We start from the raw sequence: 16,714 nt of genomic DNA, 5'->3' as shown, positions 1-16,714 counted from the left end.
CCATTGTATCCTTTACTGCCCATCCCCTTACTACCTCTCATTCTTTCGTCTTCTTCTTCCCTCGTGTGCGGTATTAAGAAGTCCGCGGACCAACGCGGACCACGCGGACCAAGGCCCTTTCAATCGTCGAAAGGATCGGAAGCGATGCGTCCTGATGCGTTCAAGCCAATTCCGTTGTAGTGGCGCGTTCGCTGCCCATCGCCCCGCGGGCGCGATACAGTCAGACCAGGGACAGCTGCATGCAGGTCTTTCCCGAAACTGGCAATCGTACCGGGATAGTCGCGCCGGTTCGTTGCGCACCATTCACGCCATGCCGAATGCAAATCATCGCAGCTAACCGTCAAACCTGGCGCCACCTCGCAGCGATCCTTGATAAAAGCTGAAATGGGCGAACCCAGCGCCTCCAGCGCCTCAACGCTCTCGCGGGCGCTTGCGGGCGGAACAAAATGCCCGCGGCGGTTCAAACGCAGATAACCTTCCCGTGCCCAGTTCAGGACGCCGGGCAGTTCTGACAGCAAGCGGGCGGCAAGCCCCCTGTCCTCGCGCCCGTAAAACGATTGATTCATGGTCAGCAACAGGAAGCGGCCGGCCAGCGCCCCGGAGGCATCCTTCAGGGCTGGCAGTTCATTCGACATGACCAGGAAGCGAACGCCCAAGCGGCCATGCCAAGCCCCCCGATACTTCCGGTCGATTGATTGCGAGTCCTCGCCCGAGATGCCCAGCAGCCGCTCCGTTATGGCATCCCGGTCGACCTTACCTGACAGCCGCGCATCCCCGATGATCGCAACCGATTTCCCGATCAGCGGTTCGGCGCCGAAGTTGGTGGCCAAGCTATTCAGCGTAGGAGATACCACATTGCCTTGCCCGACCAGCGCAGTCAGCACGCGGGCGATTGTTCCTTTGCCTGATCGCTTCGGCCCGACGATTAGCGGGATTTTCTGCTGGGACGTATCGGCAGAAAGCAAGTAGCCAAAGATTTCCTGCAGCGTGTCGATAGACTCGTGATCGCCCGGCCAGACTTGATCGAGAAAGCGGAACCATTCGGATGGCTCGGCTGCGTCGGGATCAAATGCAACATCGGATGCGGCCAGGGTAAAGAATGCCGGTGTCGGCGGCAGCAGGCGCCCGCTGGGCAGGTGCAGCAGGCCATTGGCGACAGGGACCAATTCCATCGGATTCGGACCCATGGCGCCGCTCAGCCAAGATGGACTCTGCATATCGGTCGGCAGGTGCGTGACGGCCTTTGTGGCCGCCAGCACGTTGGCAACCGAACTCGCGCAAGGCTTGAAGCTCGTTTCCTTGCCTTTCAGGCTGAGTTTCCGCATCGGCTCCAGATACGTCCAGATGGCGGCCTGAGTGGCAGCTTCGTCCAGATCGCGGTAGCAAGCCCCATTCCATTCCCAGAAGCTGCCGCGATAATGGTGCAGCGTCCGCAGATTCTCGGGCGAAGTGTATCTGTCCCGCACCAGATGGCGCGCCGATGGCATCGGGTCGGCTGGATCCAGCAGCCGGATTTTCTGCCTTCGCGGTTGCGGTTTTGCGCTCGGCGTATCGTCGTCCAGGTCGTCAAAATCGTCGGCTTCCACGGCAACCCCCTGATGCCGCTGCCCGGCCAGATGGAACAGGCTGCCCAAGGTGACGCCGCCGCCCTCCCGCGTCCCGAAGCTGCGCCATTTCGCGGTCAGTTCCCGGTCACTGGCGGCATTCTCGACCGACTGCGACCAATCGGCCCAGACCGTGAACCCCTCGTCCCTGCCATCGGTCGCATGGTGCAGCGCCATGCCGACCTTGAGCCAGTCGTCATAACTGCAGTCGGGGGGAATGGCCTGCAGGGCGGCGTTAACCGCATGCCAATCCACGGGCGGGGGCGGATCGGCAAGCAGCGAGTCCAGGCTGTGGGGGTCGGCGGCGGGGCGCGCCTGCCAGGGGCGGCCGTCTTTGCCCAGCGGCGCCACCCCCTCGACCAGATCAAGGTAATTGCCATCGACCAGCAGCGTTTCGACAGGGTGCCTGCCCTTGACGGCGCCGTAATAAAACGCCTGCGAAAGCGTGAAGGATGCGCCATCCAGCACCCCGCCCAGCGCGCCGTTGAGCCTGGCGCAGAGCGCTTCGCGCACACCCGGCTCACGTTCGCGGCTGAGTGGCGCCAGCACTCGCCACCGCGGCGCCTCGGGGCTGTGGCTGGCTGACGTGTAAAGCAGCGCTGCAATCCCGGCCGCTTCCAACAGCCGCGCCGCGTCGTCCAGGCTGAGTTGCCCCGCGTCATAGTCGGCCTCGACTCCGCTCACTGCCAGCACGTTGGCATTGTGCCGCAGGCACCCTTGCGGGGTTTTCACGTCGCCAAACCGGGCCAGCTTCAGCCACGGCAGCCTGTCCTTGGCGGGTGCGGTCTTGGCGGCGATGCGCTCGGCCAGCTTGCGCAGGCTCAGGCGATGCTCGCCCTTGCTGTGCGCCCCCTGATCGGGGAAGCGCGCCAGTGTGATCGGTCGATCCAGGGGGCCATGCAGCGGGACCACCTGCGCGGACGGCAGGTGGTCATTCAGAAGATCGTCAAGGGAATAGTCTTGCACAGACTCGGGGCGTGTATTATCTTGCATGTGTTCACCAAAATTCAGGGCCGAGGGACTGCGAATCCCTTGGCCCTTTCTCTTTGGCATTATTGCGTCCGATAAAAAGAGCCGCGGCCGTGGGCATTAATATGCGCCCACCAGCAACCCTTTGCAATACTTAGGTATTTTCACATTTACTGTGACAGCAAGTCATCCAATGAATGTTTTTCCGCATCTGCCCGGCCTTTGGCTTCGGCAGCGTCGAGATAATCGCTCCACCAATGCGCCATTCGGACTCGCTCATCCCAATACAAGCTGCGGTTATAACTGGCCTTCACCTTGTTCTTTTCGACGTGGGCCAACGCCCGCTCGATCGCCTCATCGCGCCACAGTTCGGAATCAGTCGCGGCCGTGCGGAACGTCGACCGGAACCCGTGAACCGTGGCGGGCTTCCCGGAAGGATCGCGCCACGCCTCACCCGTGATCTTCCGCAACGCGCTGTGCATGGCGTTATAGCTCAGGTCGGCTAGTCGCTCCCCCTTCGCCAGAGCCTTCATGCGCTTGAGCAGCGCCTTTGACTGGGGCGTGAGCGGGATCTGGTGATCGCGGTCCATCTTCATGCGGACACCGGGAATCAGCCACCTGTCGCGCTGGATCTCGCCCCACGTCGCCCCTCGCAGTTCTTCGGATCGGCAGGCCGTATGCAGGACGAACAGCAGTGCCAGCTTCGTGCTTTCCCGTACCTTGGAAGCGTGCAGCCGATGGAGGAACCAAGGCAGCTGCTCGGGCGGGATGAAGCCAAAGGATCGCGCCTTGGGCGTCTTCCTAAGTGCGGCGTTGAGCCCCACCGCGGGATTGCCATTCGCAAGACCCGATGCAACGGCATAGGTGAAGACCGCCTGCACGCTTTGCCGCAGGCGCTTGGTCACGTCGATTGCGCCCCGAGCCTCCACCTTGCGCAGGACAGCGAGAACATCCTGCGGCGTGATCTGCCCCATCCCCTTGTCGCCCAGATCGGGCAGCGCGTCAGCCTCGATACGATTCCAGACTCGCGCGGCATGGGCTGGAACCCATGAGTCGCGGTTCGCCTCAAACCAGAGCTTGGCGACGGTGCTGAAGCGGTCGCTGCCATCTTCGGCAGCTTGGGGGCCGCGGGGGTCGTGGCCCGCCTTTACGCCCACACGCAGCGCCATGGCCGCATCCCGTGCAGCGGCCAGGCCCATCGCAGGATAAGCGCCCAACGTCTTATAAGAGGGCTTGCCCCCTTGAGGGCGGTAATACAGCAGCCAAGCCTTGCTGCCCGACGGGCGCACCTCCAGCGACAGCCCATGCCCATCGGGCAGCCGGTAGAGTGATTCCTTCGGTTTCGCCCCGCGGCACGTTGCGTCGTTCAATTTCCCCATGACAGCACCAAAATATTGCGAATCAGCTACCACAATATTGCAGCAATATTGCAATATCCACAAGCGGCATGGGGATGCACGGGGACGCACCGCGTCACGGAGTCTAGCAAAACATTGAATTTAAAAATGAAAAAGGCGCATCTCCATTTCGGAAATGCGCCTCAATCTATTCTGTGGTAGCGGAGGAGGGATTTGAACCCCCGACACAAGGATTATGATTCCTCTGCTCTAACCAGCTGAGCTACTCCGCCACGGGTGCGTGCGATTTACGGTGAGCAGCTGGGGGCGTCAAGGGGCCGAAAGCAGGTTTTTCAAAGTTTTTGGCCCGCTCGCCAGCCCGGCCCGACGCCCGGCTTCTTCGTTCCCCAAATACCCAAAAAGCGACGGCGCCAGCGCCGCCGCCCTCGATGGAAAGCATCAGACGGAAATCCCGCTGCGCCCCGCCAGGTCGGTAAAGAACTGCCAGGCCACCCGGCCCGAGCGCGAGCCGCGCGTCGCCTGCCACTCGATCGCCTCGGCGCGCAGCCGATCCTCGGGGATCTGCAAGCCATAGGCGCCGCAATAGCCGCGCACCATGGCCAGGTATTCGTCCTGCGAACAGGGGTGGAAGCCCAGCCACAGCCCGAACCGATCCGAGAGCGAGACCTTCTCCTCGACCGCCTCGCCGGGATGGATGGCGGTCGACCGCTCGTTGTCGATCATGTCGCGCGGCATCAGGTGGCGCCGGTTCGAGGTGGCATAAAGGATCACATTGGCCGGCCGCCCCGAGATGCCGCCGTCCAGCACCGCCTTGAGCGACTTGTATTGCGTATCGTCATGGCTAAAGGACAGGTCGTCGGAAAACAGCACGAAGCGGCGCTCGCGCGCCCGGCCCAGGATCGCCAAGAGCCGCCCGACCGAGCCCAGATCCTCGCGCGCGATCTCGACCAGCACCAGCGGCAGGCCCTGGCGCACGGCCTCGGCATGCACGGCCTTGACCAGCGAGCTTTTGCCCATGCCGCGCGAACCCCAGAGCAGCGCGTTGTTCGCCGCATGGCCGCGGGCGAATTGCAGCGTATTCGCCAGCAGCGTGTCGCGCGCCCGGTCGATGCCGATCAGCTGCACCAGATCGACGCGGTTGACCTCGGCCACCGGCTCCAGCCGGTCGGGATCGGGCTGCCAGACATAGGCGGTCGCCTCGGTGAAACTCGGCTCGGGCGCGGGCGGCGGCGACATGCGTTCCAGCGCCGCGGCGATGCGCAGCAAGGCTTCGTCAGGCATCGGCTTCCCGTTCTTCCAGTTCGCGCTTCTTTTCCATCCGCCGCACCAAGAAGATCGAGACCTCGTAAAGCCCATAGATCACCGTGAACAGCACGACCTGACTGATGACATCGGGCGGGGTGACGATGGCGGCCAGCACCAGGATCACCACGATGGCATAGCGGCGCACGCTGCCCAGCCCCTCGGAGGACACCAGCCCGGCCTTGCCCATCAGCGTCAGCGCCACCGGCAGCTGGAAGGACAGGCCGAAGGCCAGGATGAACTTGGTGGTCAGCGCCAGGTATTCGCTGACCGAGCCCTGGAAGACGATCCCGGCCAGATGCGGGTTCTGCTCGGCCGCCGCCGGGTCGTCGGGCAGGGCCAGCGGCCCCTGCTGGAAGCCCAGGAAGAAATCATAGGCCATGGGCAGGATGATGTAATAAGCGAAGGCCGCGCCGATCATGAACATCACCGGCGACGCGACCAGGAACGGCAGGAAGGCCGCCTTTTCGCTGCGATAGAGGCCCGGCGCGACAAAGCGCCAAAGCTGGTAGGCGATAACCGGGAAGGCCAGCACGAAGCCGCCCAGGAAAGAGATCTGGATGGCGACGAAGAAGCCTTCCTGAAGCTTCAGCAGGATCAGCCCGCATTCCTGCCCGCGCGTCTCAAGCGCATGGCAGATCGGCCGCGTCAGGAAGTTGTAGATCGGGTTCCAGACCGTATAGCACAGCACCATCGCCACGACGAAGGCCAGGACCGACCAGATCAGCCGGGTCCGCAACTCGGCCAGGTGTTCGATCAGCGGCGCCGAGCTGTCGTCGATGCTATCGGGGTTCTTGTCGGATTTCGCGGACACTCAGCGATCTTTCGTATCGGAGCGGCGCACCGCATGCAGGCGGCGCTGGCCGGGTTCAGGGTCGGCGGCCGTGACCGGCGCCGCCGGCGCGGCCCCCTGCCCCGACCCGGCCGCGGCAGGGCTGTCGGAAGGGGCGCTGGCCGGGCTCGGGCCGTCTCCAGCCGCGGGGCCAGCCGCGGGACCAGCCGCAAGCCCGGCCGCGCCCGGATCCGGCACGGCCCGCGTGCTGGCCGAGGGGGCCTTGGGCTCCCATTTCTCGAACCGGTCGGCGGCGCGCTCCAGGGCATCCAGACCCAGCGCCTTCTTCGAGGTCAGAGACTTGACGTCGCGCAAGGCGTTGCCGGCCTCGTCCAGGCCGGTGCTCTTGGCGGCATCCTCCATCGCGCTGGAAAACTCGCGCGCCATGGAGCGGGCGCGGGCCGTGATCCGTCCCAGCGAATGAAACAGATGCGGCAGATCCTTCGGCCCGATCACGATCAGCGCGACGATGCCGATCAGCAGCAGTTCGCTCCAGCCGATATCCAGCATTGCGATGTCCCGCGACGGTTACGAACGGTCGGTGCCGTGCGGCGTGACGTCGCGCATGGCCTCGTTGGTCTGGGCCTGGGCACGGGCTGCGTCCTCGGCCGGGCTCTGGCCGATGGGTTTCTTGGCGTCCTCGGCGGCGCGGTCATATTCCTCGGCACCGTCCTTGACGCCCTTCTTGAATGCGGTGATGCCCTTGCCCACCTCGCCCATCAGGGACGAAACCTTGCCGCGCCCGAAAAGCACCAGCACCACCACCGCGATGAGCAAAAGCCCCGGAAGGCCGATGTTGTTCAGCATGTCGTTTCCACTCCTTGCCGGCCGTGCCGGCGTTGACGGGTCATATGTAGTCCTCGACCATTGCAATGCAAAGCCCAAACGCGCCCTCTCCTTCCAACCATGGCAGCGCGGCGGAAAATCCGCCATGCTTTCCATCGCATGCAATCCGGAGAATAAGGTAACGATATGGAGATAACCCAGATCATCAGCGCCTTCGTCACGCTGTTCGTCGTGATCGACCCGGTGGGGCTTGCGCCGCTGTTCATCGCCCTGACCCGCGGCATGACACCGCAGCGGCGGCGGCGAATCGGCTGGCGCGCGCTCGGCATCGCGGCGGCGCTGATGACGCTTTTCGGCCTGGCGGGCGAGGCGATCCTGGCCGGTATCGGCATCTCGCTGTCCGCCTTCCGCATCGCCGGCGGGCTGCTGTTGTTCCTGACCGCGCTCGACATGCTTTTCGAACGCCGCACCGAGCGGCGCGAGGGCCAGGCCAGGGACGATGACGACGACCCCTCGGTCTTTCCGCTGGCCACGCCGCTGCTGGCCGGTCCTGGGGCGCTGGCCTCGATGATCCTGCTGGTCGGGCAGAACCCCGGCCCCGCCCATACGCTGATGATCCATCTGGTCATGCTGGCGGTGCTGGGCATCGCCGCCGCGCTTTTCGCCATGGCCGGGCCCATCGCGCATGTGCTGGGCCGCACCGGGACCATGGTGGTCACGCGGCTTTTCGGCATGCTGCTGGCGGCGCTGTCGATCCAGTTCGTGATCGACGGGCTCAAGGGATCGGGGCTGGTCTGATGGGCGAAGAATTCGGCCGCCTTGCCTATCTGGTGCTGCTGCTGATCGCCGTCGGCGGCTTTCTGCTGGTCGAGCTGCGCGCCCGGCCGGGCCAGGCCCTGCGGCAGGCGGCGGCCTGGGGGCTGATCTTCCTGGGCGTGGTGGCGCTGGCCGGGCTTTGGGACGACATCCGCGGCACGATCTCGCCCCAGGCCCGGATGCTCGAAGGCGGCCGGATCGAGGTGCCGGTCGGCAATGACGGCCATTACCACCTGACCGCGCAGGTGAACGGCACCCCGGTGCGCTTCGTCATCGACACCGGCGCCACCAGCATCGCCCTGGGACCACGGGACGCCGCGCGCGTCGGCATCGACCCCGAGACGCTGGCCTATGCCGGCCAGGCCCGCACCGCGAACGGCATCGTCCAGACCGCGGCCGTGCTGCTTGATTCAGTCGCGATCGGCGAGATCCGCGACAGCCGCGTCCCCGCGGTGGTGCTGCGCGCCGAACTCGAGCAATCGCTGATGGGCATGTCCTACCTGTCGCGCTTTGCCCGCGTCAGCATCGAGGGCAACCGGCTGATCCTCGAACGCTGACCGGCTGCCTTTCCGCCCGGATGTCCGGGGAAGAGCGGCCAGCCGCGCCTCGTTCAGGAGGCGGAGGCCTCCTTGCAGTCGCGCGCGGCAACGGCTGCGGCCTCGGTTTGCTTGTTCAGGAACATGATCGCCAACCGGCGGCGGTCCTGCTGTCGTTGCGCGGTCTTCCGGCGATTGGCGCGCCTGTTCGGTGTTCTTGCCATTTCTTGCCTCGTTTTCTTGAAATTATTGGGCAGTCTCCGCCGCCCCGCCCGGCTGCGCCGAGAGAGGTCCGACAGAACCAGCCGCTATAGGGGGAATATCGTCGGGCGGGCAGATGGAACTGCGCAACGCCCTGGGCGCCAGGCGCCTATTTTTTCTTGCGTTTCTTGGCGGGGGTGCCGCCCTCGGACGCTTCCTTGGCCAGCCTCGCCGCGCGCAGGCTTGCGGTCAGTTCCTGGCGGCGTTCGGTCTGCTCGCTGATGATCAGCTTGGCTTCCGAGGTCGTCCGATCCATCGCTGTCAGCGGCGTCGGCTCGCGGAAAAGCCCCTTCAGTCTGTCCTTGGGTGCCATGCGAGCCTCCGGGATGTTGGTCCGACCAGGATCGGTCGGACCATCTGTCTTGCCATCGTGCAGGATCAGGCCAGGGCCAGGTCGCGCGCCGATTGGCGGCCGTCGCGGCCGGTCTCGATTTCGAAAGTCACGGCCTGGCCGTCATCGAGTTGACGGATATTCGCCCGCTCGAGGGCCGAGATATGCACGAACACATCCTTGCCGCCTTCCGCGGGAGCGATGAAGCCGAAGCCTTTGGTGGCGTTGAACCATTTCACGGTGCCAGTGGCCATCGTGATGTCTCCTTCATTTATACCGTCCGCGACATGCGACGGCCCGGCTCAGTCAGATCGAAGCATAGTCTGAAGCCGGAAAGGAGACAGGATGCAGAAGAAATAACCTAGCCCGCTGAACATGGGGTGCAATGGGCAGGAATGCAAGGGCTGTCTGCGCCGGGCGGATGACAGGGCCGCCTCAGCCCTGGTCGCGCTCGGCCAGTTGCAGCCATTCCTCTTCGGCGGCGGCCAGCGCCTGCTGGCGCTCGGCCAGGCCCTCGCTGGCCTTGGCGAACTTGACCGGGGCGGTCTGGAACAGGTCGGGCTGGGCCAGGAACTCGGTCAGCTTGCCGATCTCGGCCTCCAGCCGCTCGATGACGGCCGGCAGCGCCTCCAGCCGCTTGCGTTCCGAGAAATTGAGCCCCGTGCGCGGTGCCGTGGCCTTGGGCTGGGGCGCGGGCGCGGCCGGCGCGGGCCTGGCGGGGGCCGGCCGGGTCGGCTCGGGCACGGGGGCCGCCTGTTGGCGTTGCGCGCGGTAGTCGGACCAGCCGCCGGGATAGATCGTGGCCCGACCGTCGCCCTCCATCGCCACGGTGGTCGTGGCCACGCGGTCGATGAAGTCGCGGTCGTGGCTGACCAGCAGCACCGTGCCGTCGTAATCGCCCAGGATGTCCTGCAAGAGGTCCAGCGTCTCGACGTCCAGATCGTTGGTCGGCTCGTCCAGCACCAAGAGGTTCGAGGGCCGGGCCATGATCCGCGCCAGCAAAAGCCGCGCCTTTTCCCCGCCCGACAGGCTGCCGACCGGCGCCCGCGCCTGCGCCTCGTCGAACAGGAAATCCTTGAGATAGGCCACGACATGGCGCGGGTTGCCGCGCACCATCACCTGGTCCGAGCGCCCCGAGACCCGCATGGAGGGATCGCCCGCCAGCGCGTCCCACAGTGTCACCGTCTCGTCGATGGCCGAGCGCGCCTGGTCGAAGACCGCGATTTCCAGGTTGGTGCCGTGCCTGACCGTGCCGGTATCGGGGGCGATCTCGCCGGTCAGCATCTTGATCAGCGTGGTCTTGCCGGCGCCGTTCGGGCCGACAAAGGCCACCCGGTCGCCGCGCAGCACCCGCAGGTCGAAGGGCTTCAGGATCACCCGATCGCCGAAGGACTTGGAAATGCCCTTGGCGTCGATCACCCGCTTGCCCGATTGCGGCCCCGCGTCCAGTTCCATCGCCGCCGTGCCCTGGCGGCGGATCTGGCCGGCGCGCTCCTCGCGCAGCGCGGCCAGCGCACGGACGCGGCCCTGGTTGCGCTTGCGCCGGGCGGATATGCCCTCGACCGCCCAGCGGGCTTCGGCCTTGATCTTGCGGTCGAGCTTGTGGCGCGCCTCGTCCTCGGCGGTCCAGACGGTTTCGCGCCAATCCTCGAAATGTTCGAAGCCCTTGTCCTGGCGGCGGACCTCGCCGCGGTCGATCCACAGCGTCGCCCGGGTCAGCGCCCGCAGGAAGGCACGGTCGTGCGAGATCAGCACGAAAGCCGCCCTGGTCGCGGAAAGCTGCTCCTCGAGCCAGCCGATCGCCTCGATGTCGAGATGGTTGGTCGGCTCGTCGAGCAGCATCAGTTCCGGCGCCTCGGCCAGCAGCCGCGCCAGCGCCGCCCGCCGCCGCTCGCCGCCCGAGGCGGTGGCTGTGGGGCGGTCGGGGTCGAATTTCAGCCCCTCGGCCGCCATCTCGACGCGGTAGCCCTCGGCATCGCCCAGACCGGCGCGCGCGAAATCGCCCAGGGTGGCGAAAGCCGACAGGTCCGGGTCCTGCTCCATATAGCCCACGCGGGTGCCGGCGGAGGTGATGACCTGGCCGGCATCGGGCTCGACCAGCCCGGCCATGACCTTCATCAGCGTGGACTTGCCCGAGCCGTTGCGGCCGACCAGCGCCAGCCGGTCGCCCTGCTGAACGGTCAGGTTCAGCCCTTCAAAGACGGGATTGCCGCCGAAGGTCAGGGAAATATCGGTGAGTTGCAGAAGCGGAGCGCGTGCCATGAGGGGGCAGATATGCCGCGCCAGCCTGCCGGTCAACCGGGGACGCATGCGGGCGGGATGGGGGCGCTGCCCCCGGCGCGATGACGGGTGGCAAAAGGTTTGAGCTTTTGAGCTCGAAACCTGCCATTTTTCCGAAATGTCAGAAATTCTATCGCCAAAAAATCAATATGTTAGATGAAAATATGTGCGCGGCTTCGCGCACACCGTAAACCTTTTTGTTTATGGTGTGCGCTGACCAAGGCCGTCGGCTGAACTGGGTATCCCTTCCTCTACGGCCATGCGAGACCAAGATTCGCAGCTCCGCTTAAAGTAGCCTCGGGGACGGGCAGGATGAGTGCTCTGCAACTCTATCTGCCGCATAAAGTCAAACATCGCCGCAGCCGCGACCTCATGGATTTCATAACCCATGATCGTAACCGTCCGGTCTGACCGCTACCTTTCGACGCCTGGCCTGCGCAGGCAAGGTGCGTGGCGGCAGCCCGGCGTCCCGCGCTTCGGCCGCCGGAGCCGGCACAAAGCCGGCTGGTGCCTGCGGTCAAAACAGGTGCGGAACGATGCCCATTCACCGCGGCGGCCACAGACGCCTGCAAGTGCGCTACTGCCCGGCGGCCGGCCTGCGCGCCGACGCGGGACATCATGATCGACGGCAGGCCCGGCCCTGCGGCGCGCGATACGGCGCGCAAAGGGCACGGCACGCCGGGCCGCTACTGCCGCGCCAGCCAGTCGGTGATGCAGCGGCGCAGATTCGTCTCGCCCAGAGTGCGCGCGTCGTCGATCAGCCGCTTCAGTTCGCTCAGGTCCACGCGCCGGATCAGGTGCTTCACCGGCCCGATCGAGGCCGGGCGCATCGACAGCCGCCGGAACCCCAGCGCCGCCAGCGTTACCGCCTCGATCGGACGGCCGGCATCCTCGCCGCAGAACGACACCGGCACCCGCGCCTCGTCGCAGCGCCGCACGATCTGGTCGAGCAGCGAGATGAAGGAGGTGTTCAGCGTGTCATAGCGCCGCCGCACGCGCTCGTTCTCGCGGTCGGCGGCAAAGAAGAACTGCTTCAGGTCATTGCCGCCCACCGAGATGAAATCGCACATCTCGAAGAACTTCTTCGGCGCGAAGGCCAACGAGGGCGTCTCGAGCATGGCGCCGACGCGAATGTCCGAGGGCATGGCATGGCCCAGCCGCTGTTCGCGCGCCAGTTGCTCCATCAGCAGCTTATGCGCCTCTTCGAACTCGTGCATCTCGGTGATGAAGGGGAACATGACATAGAGCGGCCGCCCCACCGCGGCGCGGATCAGCGCCTGCAACTGCATCCGCAAGACGCCGCGCTTGTCCAGCCCCACCCGGATCGCCCGCCAGCCCATGGCCGGGTTCGGCTCGTCCTGCGGCTTCATGTAGGGCAGCACCTTGTCCGAGCCGATGTCCAGCGTGCGGAACATCACCGGTTTGCCATGGGCATTGTCCAGCACATGCGCGTAAAGCGCCGCCAGCTCGCCCCGGCGCGGCACGCGGGTGCGGGTCAGGAACTGCAACTCGGTGCGGAACAGCCCCACCCCCTCGGCGCCCGAGCTTTCCAGGCTGGGCAGGTCGGCCATCAGCCCGGCATTCATGTAAAGCTGGATCGTCGTGCCGCATTTCGCGGTGGCGGGCAGGTCGCGCAACCCGGCATAACGCTTTTGCGCCTCGGCCTGCATCGCCATCTTGTCGCGAAAGGCCTTGGCGACCGATTCCTCGGGGCGCAGATGCACGGTGCCCATGTCGCCATCCACCAGGATCAGGTCGCCGTTCAGCGCCTCGGAGGTGACGCGCTCGGCATGGATCACCAGCGGGATGGCCAGCGCGCGGGCGACGATGGCGGCATGGCTGCCGACCGAGCCCTCCTCCAGCACCACGCCCCTGAGGCGCCGGCCATAATCCAGCAACTCGGCCGGGCCGATGTTGCGTGCGACCAGGATCGGGTCGTCGGGCATCTCGGCGCCGGTGTCGCGCCCCTGCCCGGTCAGGATGCGCAAGAGCCGGTTCGACAGGTCGTCCAGATCGTGCAGCCGGTCGCGCAGATAGGGATCGGCGGCGCTTTCCAGCCGGGCGCGGGCCTGGCTTTGTTCTTTCTCGACCGCGGCCTCGGCCGAAAGGCCCAGGTCGATCGCCTCTTCCATCCGGCGCAGCCAGCTGCGGGAATGGGCGAACATGCGATAGGTCTCCATGACCTCGGCCGAATCGCCCGAACCCATGTCGGTGGCGGCCAGCATGGAATCGACCGTGGTGCGCAGCATGGCCACGGCCTCGGTCAGCCGGGCCTTTTCCTTCAGCGGATCGTCGGCGACCGGATTGGTGACCACCACGCGGGGCTCGTGCAGCCAGACCCGGCCCTCGGCCGCGCCCTCCTGCGCGGTCGAGCCGCGGAACATGACCGGAAAGCGGTGCTGGAGCGGCAGGCTGTCCGCCTGCGAGCCCAGGAAGGCGCCCAGCTCGGCCATCTCGGCCAGGACCATGGCGACCACCTCCAGCCCATAGACCTCGTCCTCGTTGAACTGGCGGGCATCGCGGGACTGCACCACCAGCACGCCCAGCTTTTCGCCGACGCGCTGGATCGGCACGCCCAGGAAGCTGGAATAGACCTCTTCGCCGGTCTCGGGCATGTAGCGGAAACCGGGCTCGGCCGGGGCATTGGCGGTGTTCACGTGCCGGCCCGAGCGGGCGACGCGGCCGACCAGCCCCTCGCCCAGGCGCAGCCGGGTCTTATGCACCGATTCGGGCTTCAGCCCCTCGGTGGCGCACAGCTCCAGCGTGGCGGGATCGCGGAAAAGATAGATCGAACAGACCTCGGTTCCCATCGAATCGGCGATGTGATGGGTGATCTGATCGAGACGGTCCTGGCCGCCCCCAGGGGCGGCCAAGGTTTCGCGCAGCCGCCGCAGCAGCTTGCGCGAGTCGCTGTCCTTGCGTTCGGGCATAATCCTCCCGCTTCAGCCTATCGGCCCGGATTCAGGGCTTTTCCAGTTCGAAGGCATCATGCAGCGCCTGAACCGCCAGTTCCATATACTTGCGGTCGATAAGCACCGAAATCTTGATCTCGCTGGTGGAGATCACCTTGATGTTGATGTTTTCATCGGCCAGCGCCTTGAACATGCGCGCGGCGACGCCGGCATGGCTGCGCATGCCGATGCCCACGACCGAGACCTTGGCGACCTCGGTATCCACGACCAGGTCGTCATAGGCGATATGGCCGGCGGCCTTGGCATCCTCCATGGCCTTGCGGGCGCGGGCGACCTGATTCACCGGGCAGGAGAAAGTCATGTCGGTCACCGAACCGGGGTGATCCTCGTAATCCTTTTCCGAGATGTTCTGGACAATCATGTCCACGTTCACGCCGGCCTCGGCCAGGGGCGCAAAGATCGCGGCCGAGATGCCGGGGCGGTCCTCGACCGTGACCAAGGTGATCTTGGCCTCTTCGCGGGAATAGGCGACGCCGTTGACGACTTTCGATTCCATGATTTCATCCTCATCGCAGACCAGGGTGCCGCTGTTCTCGTCGGTTTCCTCGAACGAGGACAGTACCCGCAGGCGGACCTTGTAGCGCATCGCCAGCTCGACCGAGCGGGTTTGCAGAACCTTGGCCCCCAGGCTGGCCAGTTCCAGCATCTCCTCGAAGGCGATCTTCTTGAGCTTGCGCGCTTTCGAGGTGATGCGCGGATCGGTGGTATAGACCCCGTCCACATCGGTATAGATGTCGCAACGCTCGGCCCCGAAGGCGGCGGCAAAGGCGACCGCCGTGGTATCCGAGCCGCCGCGGCCCAGCGTGGTGATGCGGTTGTCCGAGCCGAGCCCCTGGAAACCCGCGACCACGGCGACCCGCATGCCCTCGGCGAATTTCTGGTCGATATTGTCGCGAGGGATGGAGACGAAGCGCGCCGAGGAGTGCTGCGAGGTGGTGTTGATCGGCACCTGCCAGCCCTGCCAGCTGCGCGCGGGCACGCCCAGTTCCTGCAGGGTCAGCGCCATCAGCCCGGCGGTGACGTTCTCGCCCGAGGCGACCACGGCGTCGTATTCGCGCGCATCGAACAGCGGCGAGGTCGCCTCGACCCAGCCGACCAGTTCGTTGGTCTTGCCCGACATGGCGCTGACGATGACGATCACGTCATAGCCGCGCTCGACCTCGCGCTGAACCTTCAGCGCGGCGTTCTTGATGCGGTCCAGGTCGGCAACCGAGGTGCCGCCGAATTTCATCACCAGAAGCGGCATTCCCTTGCCCCCAGCATCACCAGTTTTCAGGGGGGCCTTCTAGGGTCGGGACGGGAAAAGAACAAGGGGCGGCAGGCATTTCCCGAACCTTCCGGTGCATTATTTTGCCAGCCCGGCCGCCGACGCGCTCGGCATCTTGATGCCGCCGGCGCAGGACCGCAAAAGGGCGGGCATGAAAGTGACGCATGACGAATCCACCTTCACCCTGACCGGCAAGATCTGGTCGGCGACCTATCCCCTGGAGGAGCTGCCGAAATGGCTGGCCTTCTATCGCGGCCGCAAGGCACGCTTTCCCAAGGCCGGCAACAGCTATGACGCCACCATCGCCGCGCTGGAGCAGCTGGAGCGGAGCCTGGCCGCGAAACGCTAGGCGTCGCTGCGGTCGCGCCAGCGGCTATGGATATTCTCGCAATGGGCCGTCTCGGCAAAGACGCGGTCCATCAGCGCCATGAAGGCGCTGCGCCAGGGCGACGGCGGCTGACGATAGACGCGCGAGCAAAGCGGCTCTGATTGCTGTCCCCCAAGGGTCCGGTTGATGCAGACGGACGCGCTCCACCAAGCGTTCATGAGAACCTCGCATACTCATCAAAACACCTTCGATCAGACGAATGTGACACCCCGAAAACAACCGGGGGCGCCCCCAGCTTCATGAAGCGGCGCTGATGCAGCAAAGTCACGCTGGCTTTTTCGGCAGGAAACCGCCGGGCTCGCCGCCGGATCCCTGCGGGAAAGCGGCGCGGGCGGCATCCGGAACAAGGCCGCAAACCGCGCTGCAAACCGGTGAGGGTCGGAAGGAACTGAGTGGTGACTGAGTGGTGGTCGGGGCGAGAGGATTCGAACCTCCGGCCTACGGTACCCAAAACCGTCGCGCTACCAGGCTGCGCTACGCCCCGGACCTGTCGCGCTGTCTAGCGGCTGACCGCGCTGGGGGAAAGGGAAAACTGAGAGGCCGCAGCACCTTCAGTCGCAGGGCGCCAGCGCATCCTGCTGCGGCAGGCGCGGATGCGACAGCACCATGCCGGGATGGATGCCCAGCCGCGCCGCGTCGCCGCCCGGCACCTCCAGCACCATCAGCCGCTCGGGCGCGGGATCGCCGGGCGCCGCGCCCGCGATCGCCGTCTCGTCCAGCGGCTTGGCCATCGGATGAACGTGGCGCACCTCGCCCCGTGCGTCGATGAAAATCATGTCCAGCGCAATCAGCGTGTTGCGCATCCAGAAGCTGACCGGCTGCGGCGATTCGTAGATGAACAGCATGCCCTGCCCCGCCGGCAGGTCGCGGCGGAACATCAGGCCCCGCGCGCGTTCCTCGTCGCTGTCCGCGATCTCGACCGCCACCTCGACCGGCTTGCCCCGACCCTGGAACAACGCCCGGTCGGGATGACACGGGGCCGCAAGGGCCGAGGATTGATTTATGACAAGAA

General features: G+C 65.7%; 16 protein-coding genes and 2 tRNA genes. 3 read left to right on the top strand and 15 right to left on the bottom strand.

Annotation, left to right across the window (positions count from 1 at the left end; genetic code table 11):
- Window positions 1-119: 119 nt before the first annotated feature.
- From ESD82_RS13550 to ESD82_RS13520, 7 genes are all read right to left on the bottom strand, one after another.
- On the bottom strand, window positions 120-2,597 hold the full coding sequence (locus ESD82_RS13550) for a phage/plasmid primase, P4 family (RefSeq protein ID WP_167521762.1): 2,478 nt from the start codon (window positions 2,595-2,597) through the stop codon (window positions 120-122).
- A gap of 146 nt (window positions 2,598-2,743) precedes the next feature.
- Window positions 2,744-3,952, bottom strand: coding sequence for a tyrosine-type recombinase/integrase (locus tag ESD82_RS13545; RefSeq protein WP_147428127.1), 1,209 nt, complete (start codon window positions 3,950-3,952; stop codon window positions 2,744-2,746).
- 174 nt (window positions 3,953-4,126) lie between these two features.
- Window positions 4,127-4,203, bottom strand: a tRNA-Met gene (locus ESD82_RS13540).
- Window positions 4,204-4,369: 166 nt separating this feature from the next.
- Window positions 4,370-5,212 carry an ATP-binding protein gene (locus ESD82_RS13535; protein ID WP_147428128.1) on the bottom strand — a complete coding sequence of 281 codons (843 nt, stop codon included), beginning with the start codon at window positions 5,210-5,212 and terminating at the stop codon, window positions 4,370-4,372.
- Window positions 5,205-6,047 (bottom strand): twin-arginine translocase subunit TatC, encoded by an 843-nt coding sequence (gene tatC / locus ESD82_RS13530; RefSeq protein WP_024844995.1) that lies wholly within the window; start codon window positions 6,045-6,047, stop codon window positions 5,205-5,207. Before tatC ends, ESD82_RS13535 begins: the two co-directional genes overlap by 8 nt.
- A complete protein-coding gene (gene tatB / locus ESD82_RS13525; protein WP_147428129.1) occupies window positions 6,048-6,575 on the bottom strand; it encodes a Sec-independent protein translocase protein TatB in 528 nt (175 codons plus the stop codon). It abuts the gene before it with no gap.
- Window positions 6,576-6,593: 18 nt separating this feature from the next.
- Entirely contained in the window at window positions 6,594-6,872 is a 279-nt protein-coding gene (locus tag ESD82_RS13520) for a twin-arginine translocase TatA/TatE family subunit (RefSeq protein ID WP_024844993.1), read from the bottom strand.
- 165 nt (window positions 6,873-7,037) lie between these two features.
- On the opposite strand from ESD82_RS13520, the gene ESD82_RS13515 reads away from it, so the two are divergent.
- The gene (locus tag ESD82_RS13515) at window positions 7,038-7,649 is read left to right on the top strand and encodes a MarC family protein (protein ID WP_024844992.1); all 612 of its coding nucleotides are present in this window, start codon (window positions 7,038-7,040) and stop codon (window positions 7,647-7,649) included.
- Entirely contained in the window at window positions 7,649-8,224 is a 576-nt protein-coding gene (locus ESD82_RS13510) for a retropepsin-like aspartic protease family protein (protein WP_147428130.1), read from the top strand. The genes ESD82_RS13515 and ESD82_RS13510 overlap by 1 nt, the downstream gene beginning before the upstream one ends.
- 349 nt (window positions 8,225-8,573) lie before the next feature.
- On the opposite strand, the gene ESD82_RS13505 is transcribed toward ESD82_RS13510, so the two are convergent.
- From ESD82_RS13505 to ESD82_RS13485, 5 genes are all read right to left on the bottom strand, one after another.
- Entirely contained in the window at window positions 8,574-8,777 is a 204-nt protein-coding gene (locus tag ESD82_RS13505; RefSeq protein ID WP_024844990.1) for a hypothetical protein, read from the bottom strand.
- 65 nt (window positions 8,778-8,842) lie between these two features.
- Window positions 8,843-9,049, bottom strand: a complete 207-nt coding sequence (locus tag ESD82_RS13500) for a cold-shock protein (RefSeq protein WP_024844989.1) — start codon at window positions 9,047-9,049, stop codon at window positions 8,843-8,845.
- Window positions 9,050-9,230: 181 nt separating this feature from the next.
- Window positions 9,231-11,057, bottom strand: a complete 1,827-nt coding sequence (locus ESD82_RS13495) for an ABC-F family ATP-binding cassette domain-containing protein (RefSeq protein WP_147428131.1) — start codon at window positions 11,055-11,057, stop codon at window positions 9,231-9,233.
- Between the two features lie 704 nt (window positions 11,058-11,761).
- Window positions 11,762-14,005, bottom strand: a complete 2,244-nt coding sequence (ptsP, locus tag ESD82_RS13490) for a phosphoenolpyruvate--protein phosphotransferase (protein WP_024844987.1) — start codon at window positions 14,003-14,005, stop codon at window positions 11,762-11,764.
- 31 nt (window positions 14,006-14,036) lie between these two features.
- The gene (locus ESD82_RS13485; RefSeq protein WP_024844986.1) at window positions 14,037-15,293 is read right to left on the bottom strand and encodes an aspartate kinase; all 1,257 of its coding nucleotides are present in this window, start codon (window positions 15,291-15,293) and stop codon (window positions 14,037-14,039) included.
- Window positions 15,294-15,465: 172 nt separating this feature from the next.
- Here ESD82_RS13485 and ESD82_RS13480 point away from each other — a divergent pair, with 172 nt between their 5' ends.
- Window positions 15,466-15,663, top strand: a complete 198-nt coding sequence (locus ESD82_RS13480; protein ID WP_024844985.1) for a hypothetical protein — start codon at window positions 15,466-15,468, stop codon at window positions 15,661-15,663.
- On the opposite strand, the gene ESD82_RS13475 is transcribed toward ESD82_RS13480, so the two are convergent.
- From ESD82_RS13475 to ESD82_RS13465, 3 genes are all read right to left on the bottom strand, one after another.
- The gene (locus tag ESD82_RS13475) at window positions 15,660-15,860 is read right to left on the bottom strand and encodes a hypothetical protein (RefSeq protein WP_143091260.1); all 201 of its coding nucleotides are present in this window, start codon (window positions 15,858-15,860) and stop codon (window positions 15,660-15,662) included. The two genes, ESD82_RS13480 and ESD82_RS13475, sit on opposite strands and share 4 nt — an antisense overlap.
- A 249-nt stretch (window positions 15,861-16,109) precedes the next feature.
- Window positions 16,110-16,186, bottom strand: a tRNA-Pro gene (locus ESD82_RS13470).
- 67 nt (window positions 16,187-16,253) lie between these two features.
- The gene (locus tag ESD82_RS13465; protein ID WP_231486832.1) at window positions 16,254-16,658 is read right to left on the bottom strand and encodes a DUF192 domain-containing protein; all 405 of its coding nucleotides are present in this window, start codon (window positions 16,656-16,658) and stop codon (window positions 16,254-16,256) included.
- Window positions 16,659-16,714: the final 56 nt, after the last annotated feature.

Origin of the sequence: Paracoccus pantotrophus (assembly GCF_008824185.1) — a bacterium.
GTDB classification, from domain to species: Bacteria; Pseudomonadota; Alphaproteobacteria; order Rhodobacterales; family Rhodobacteraceae; genus Paracoccus; species Paracoccus pantotrophus.
Note: the sequence above shows the minus strand (reverse complement) of the source record. Positions and strands in the feature narration are given on the sequence as shown.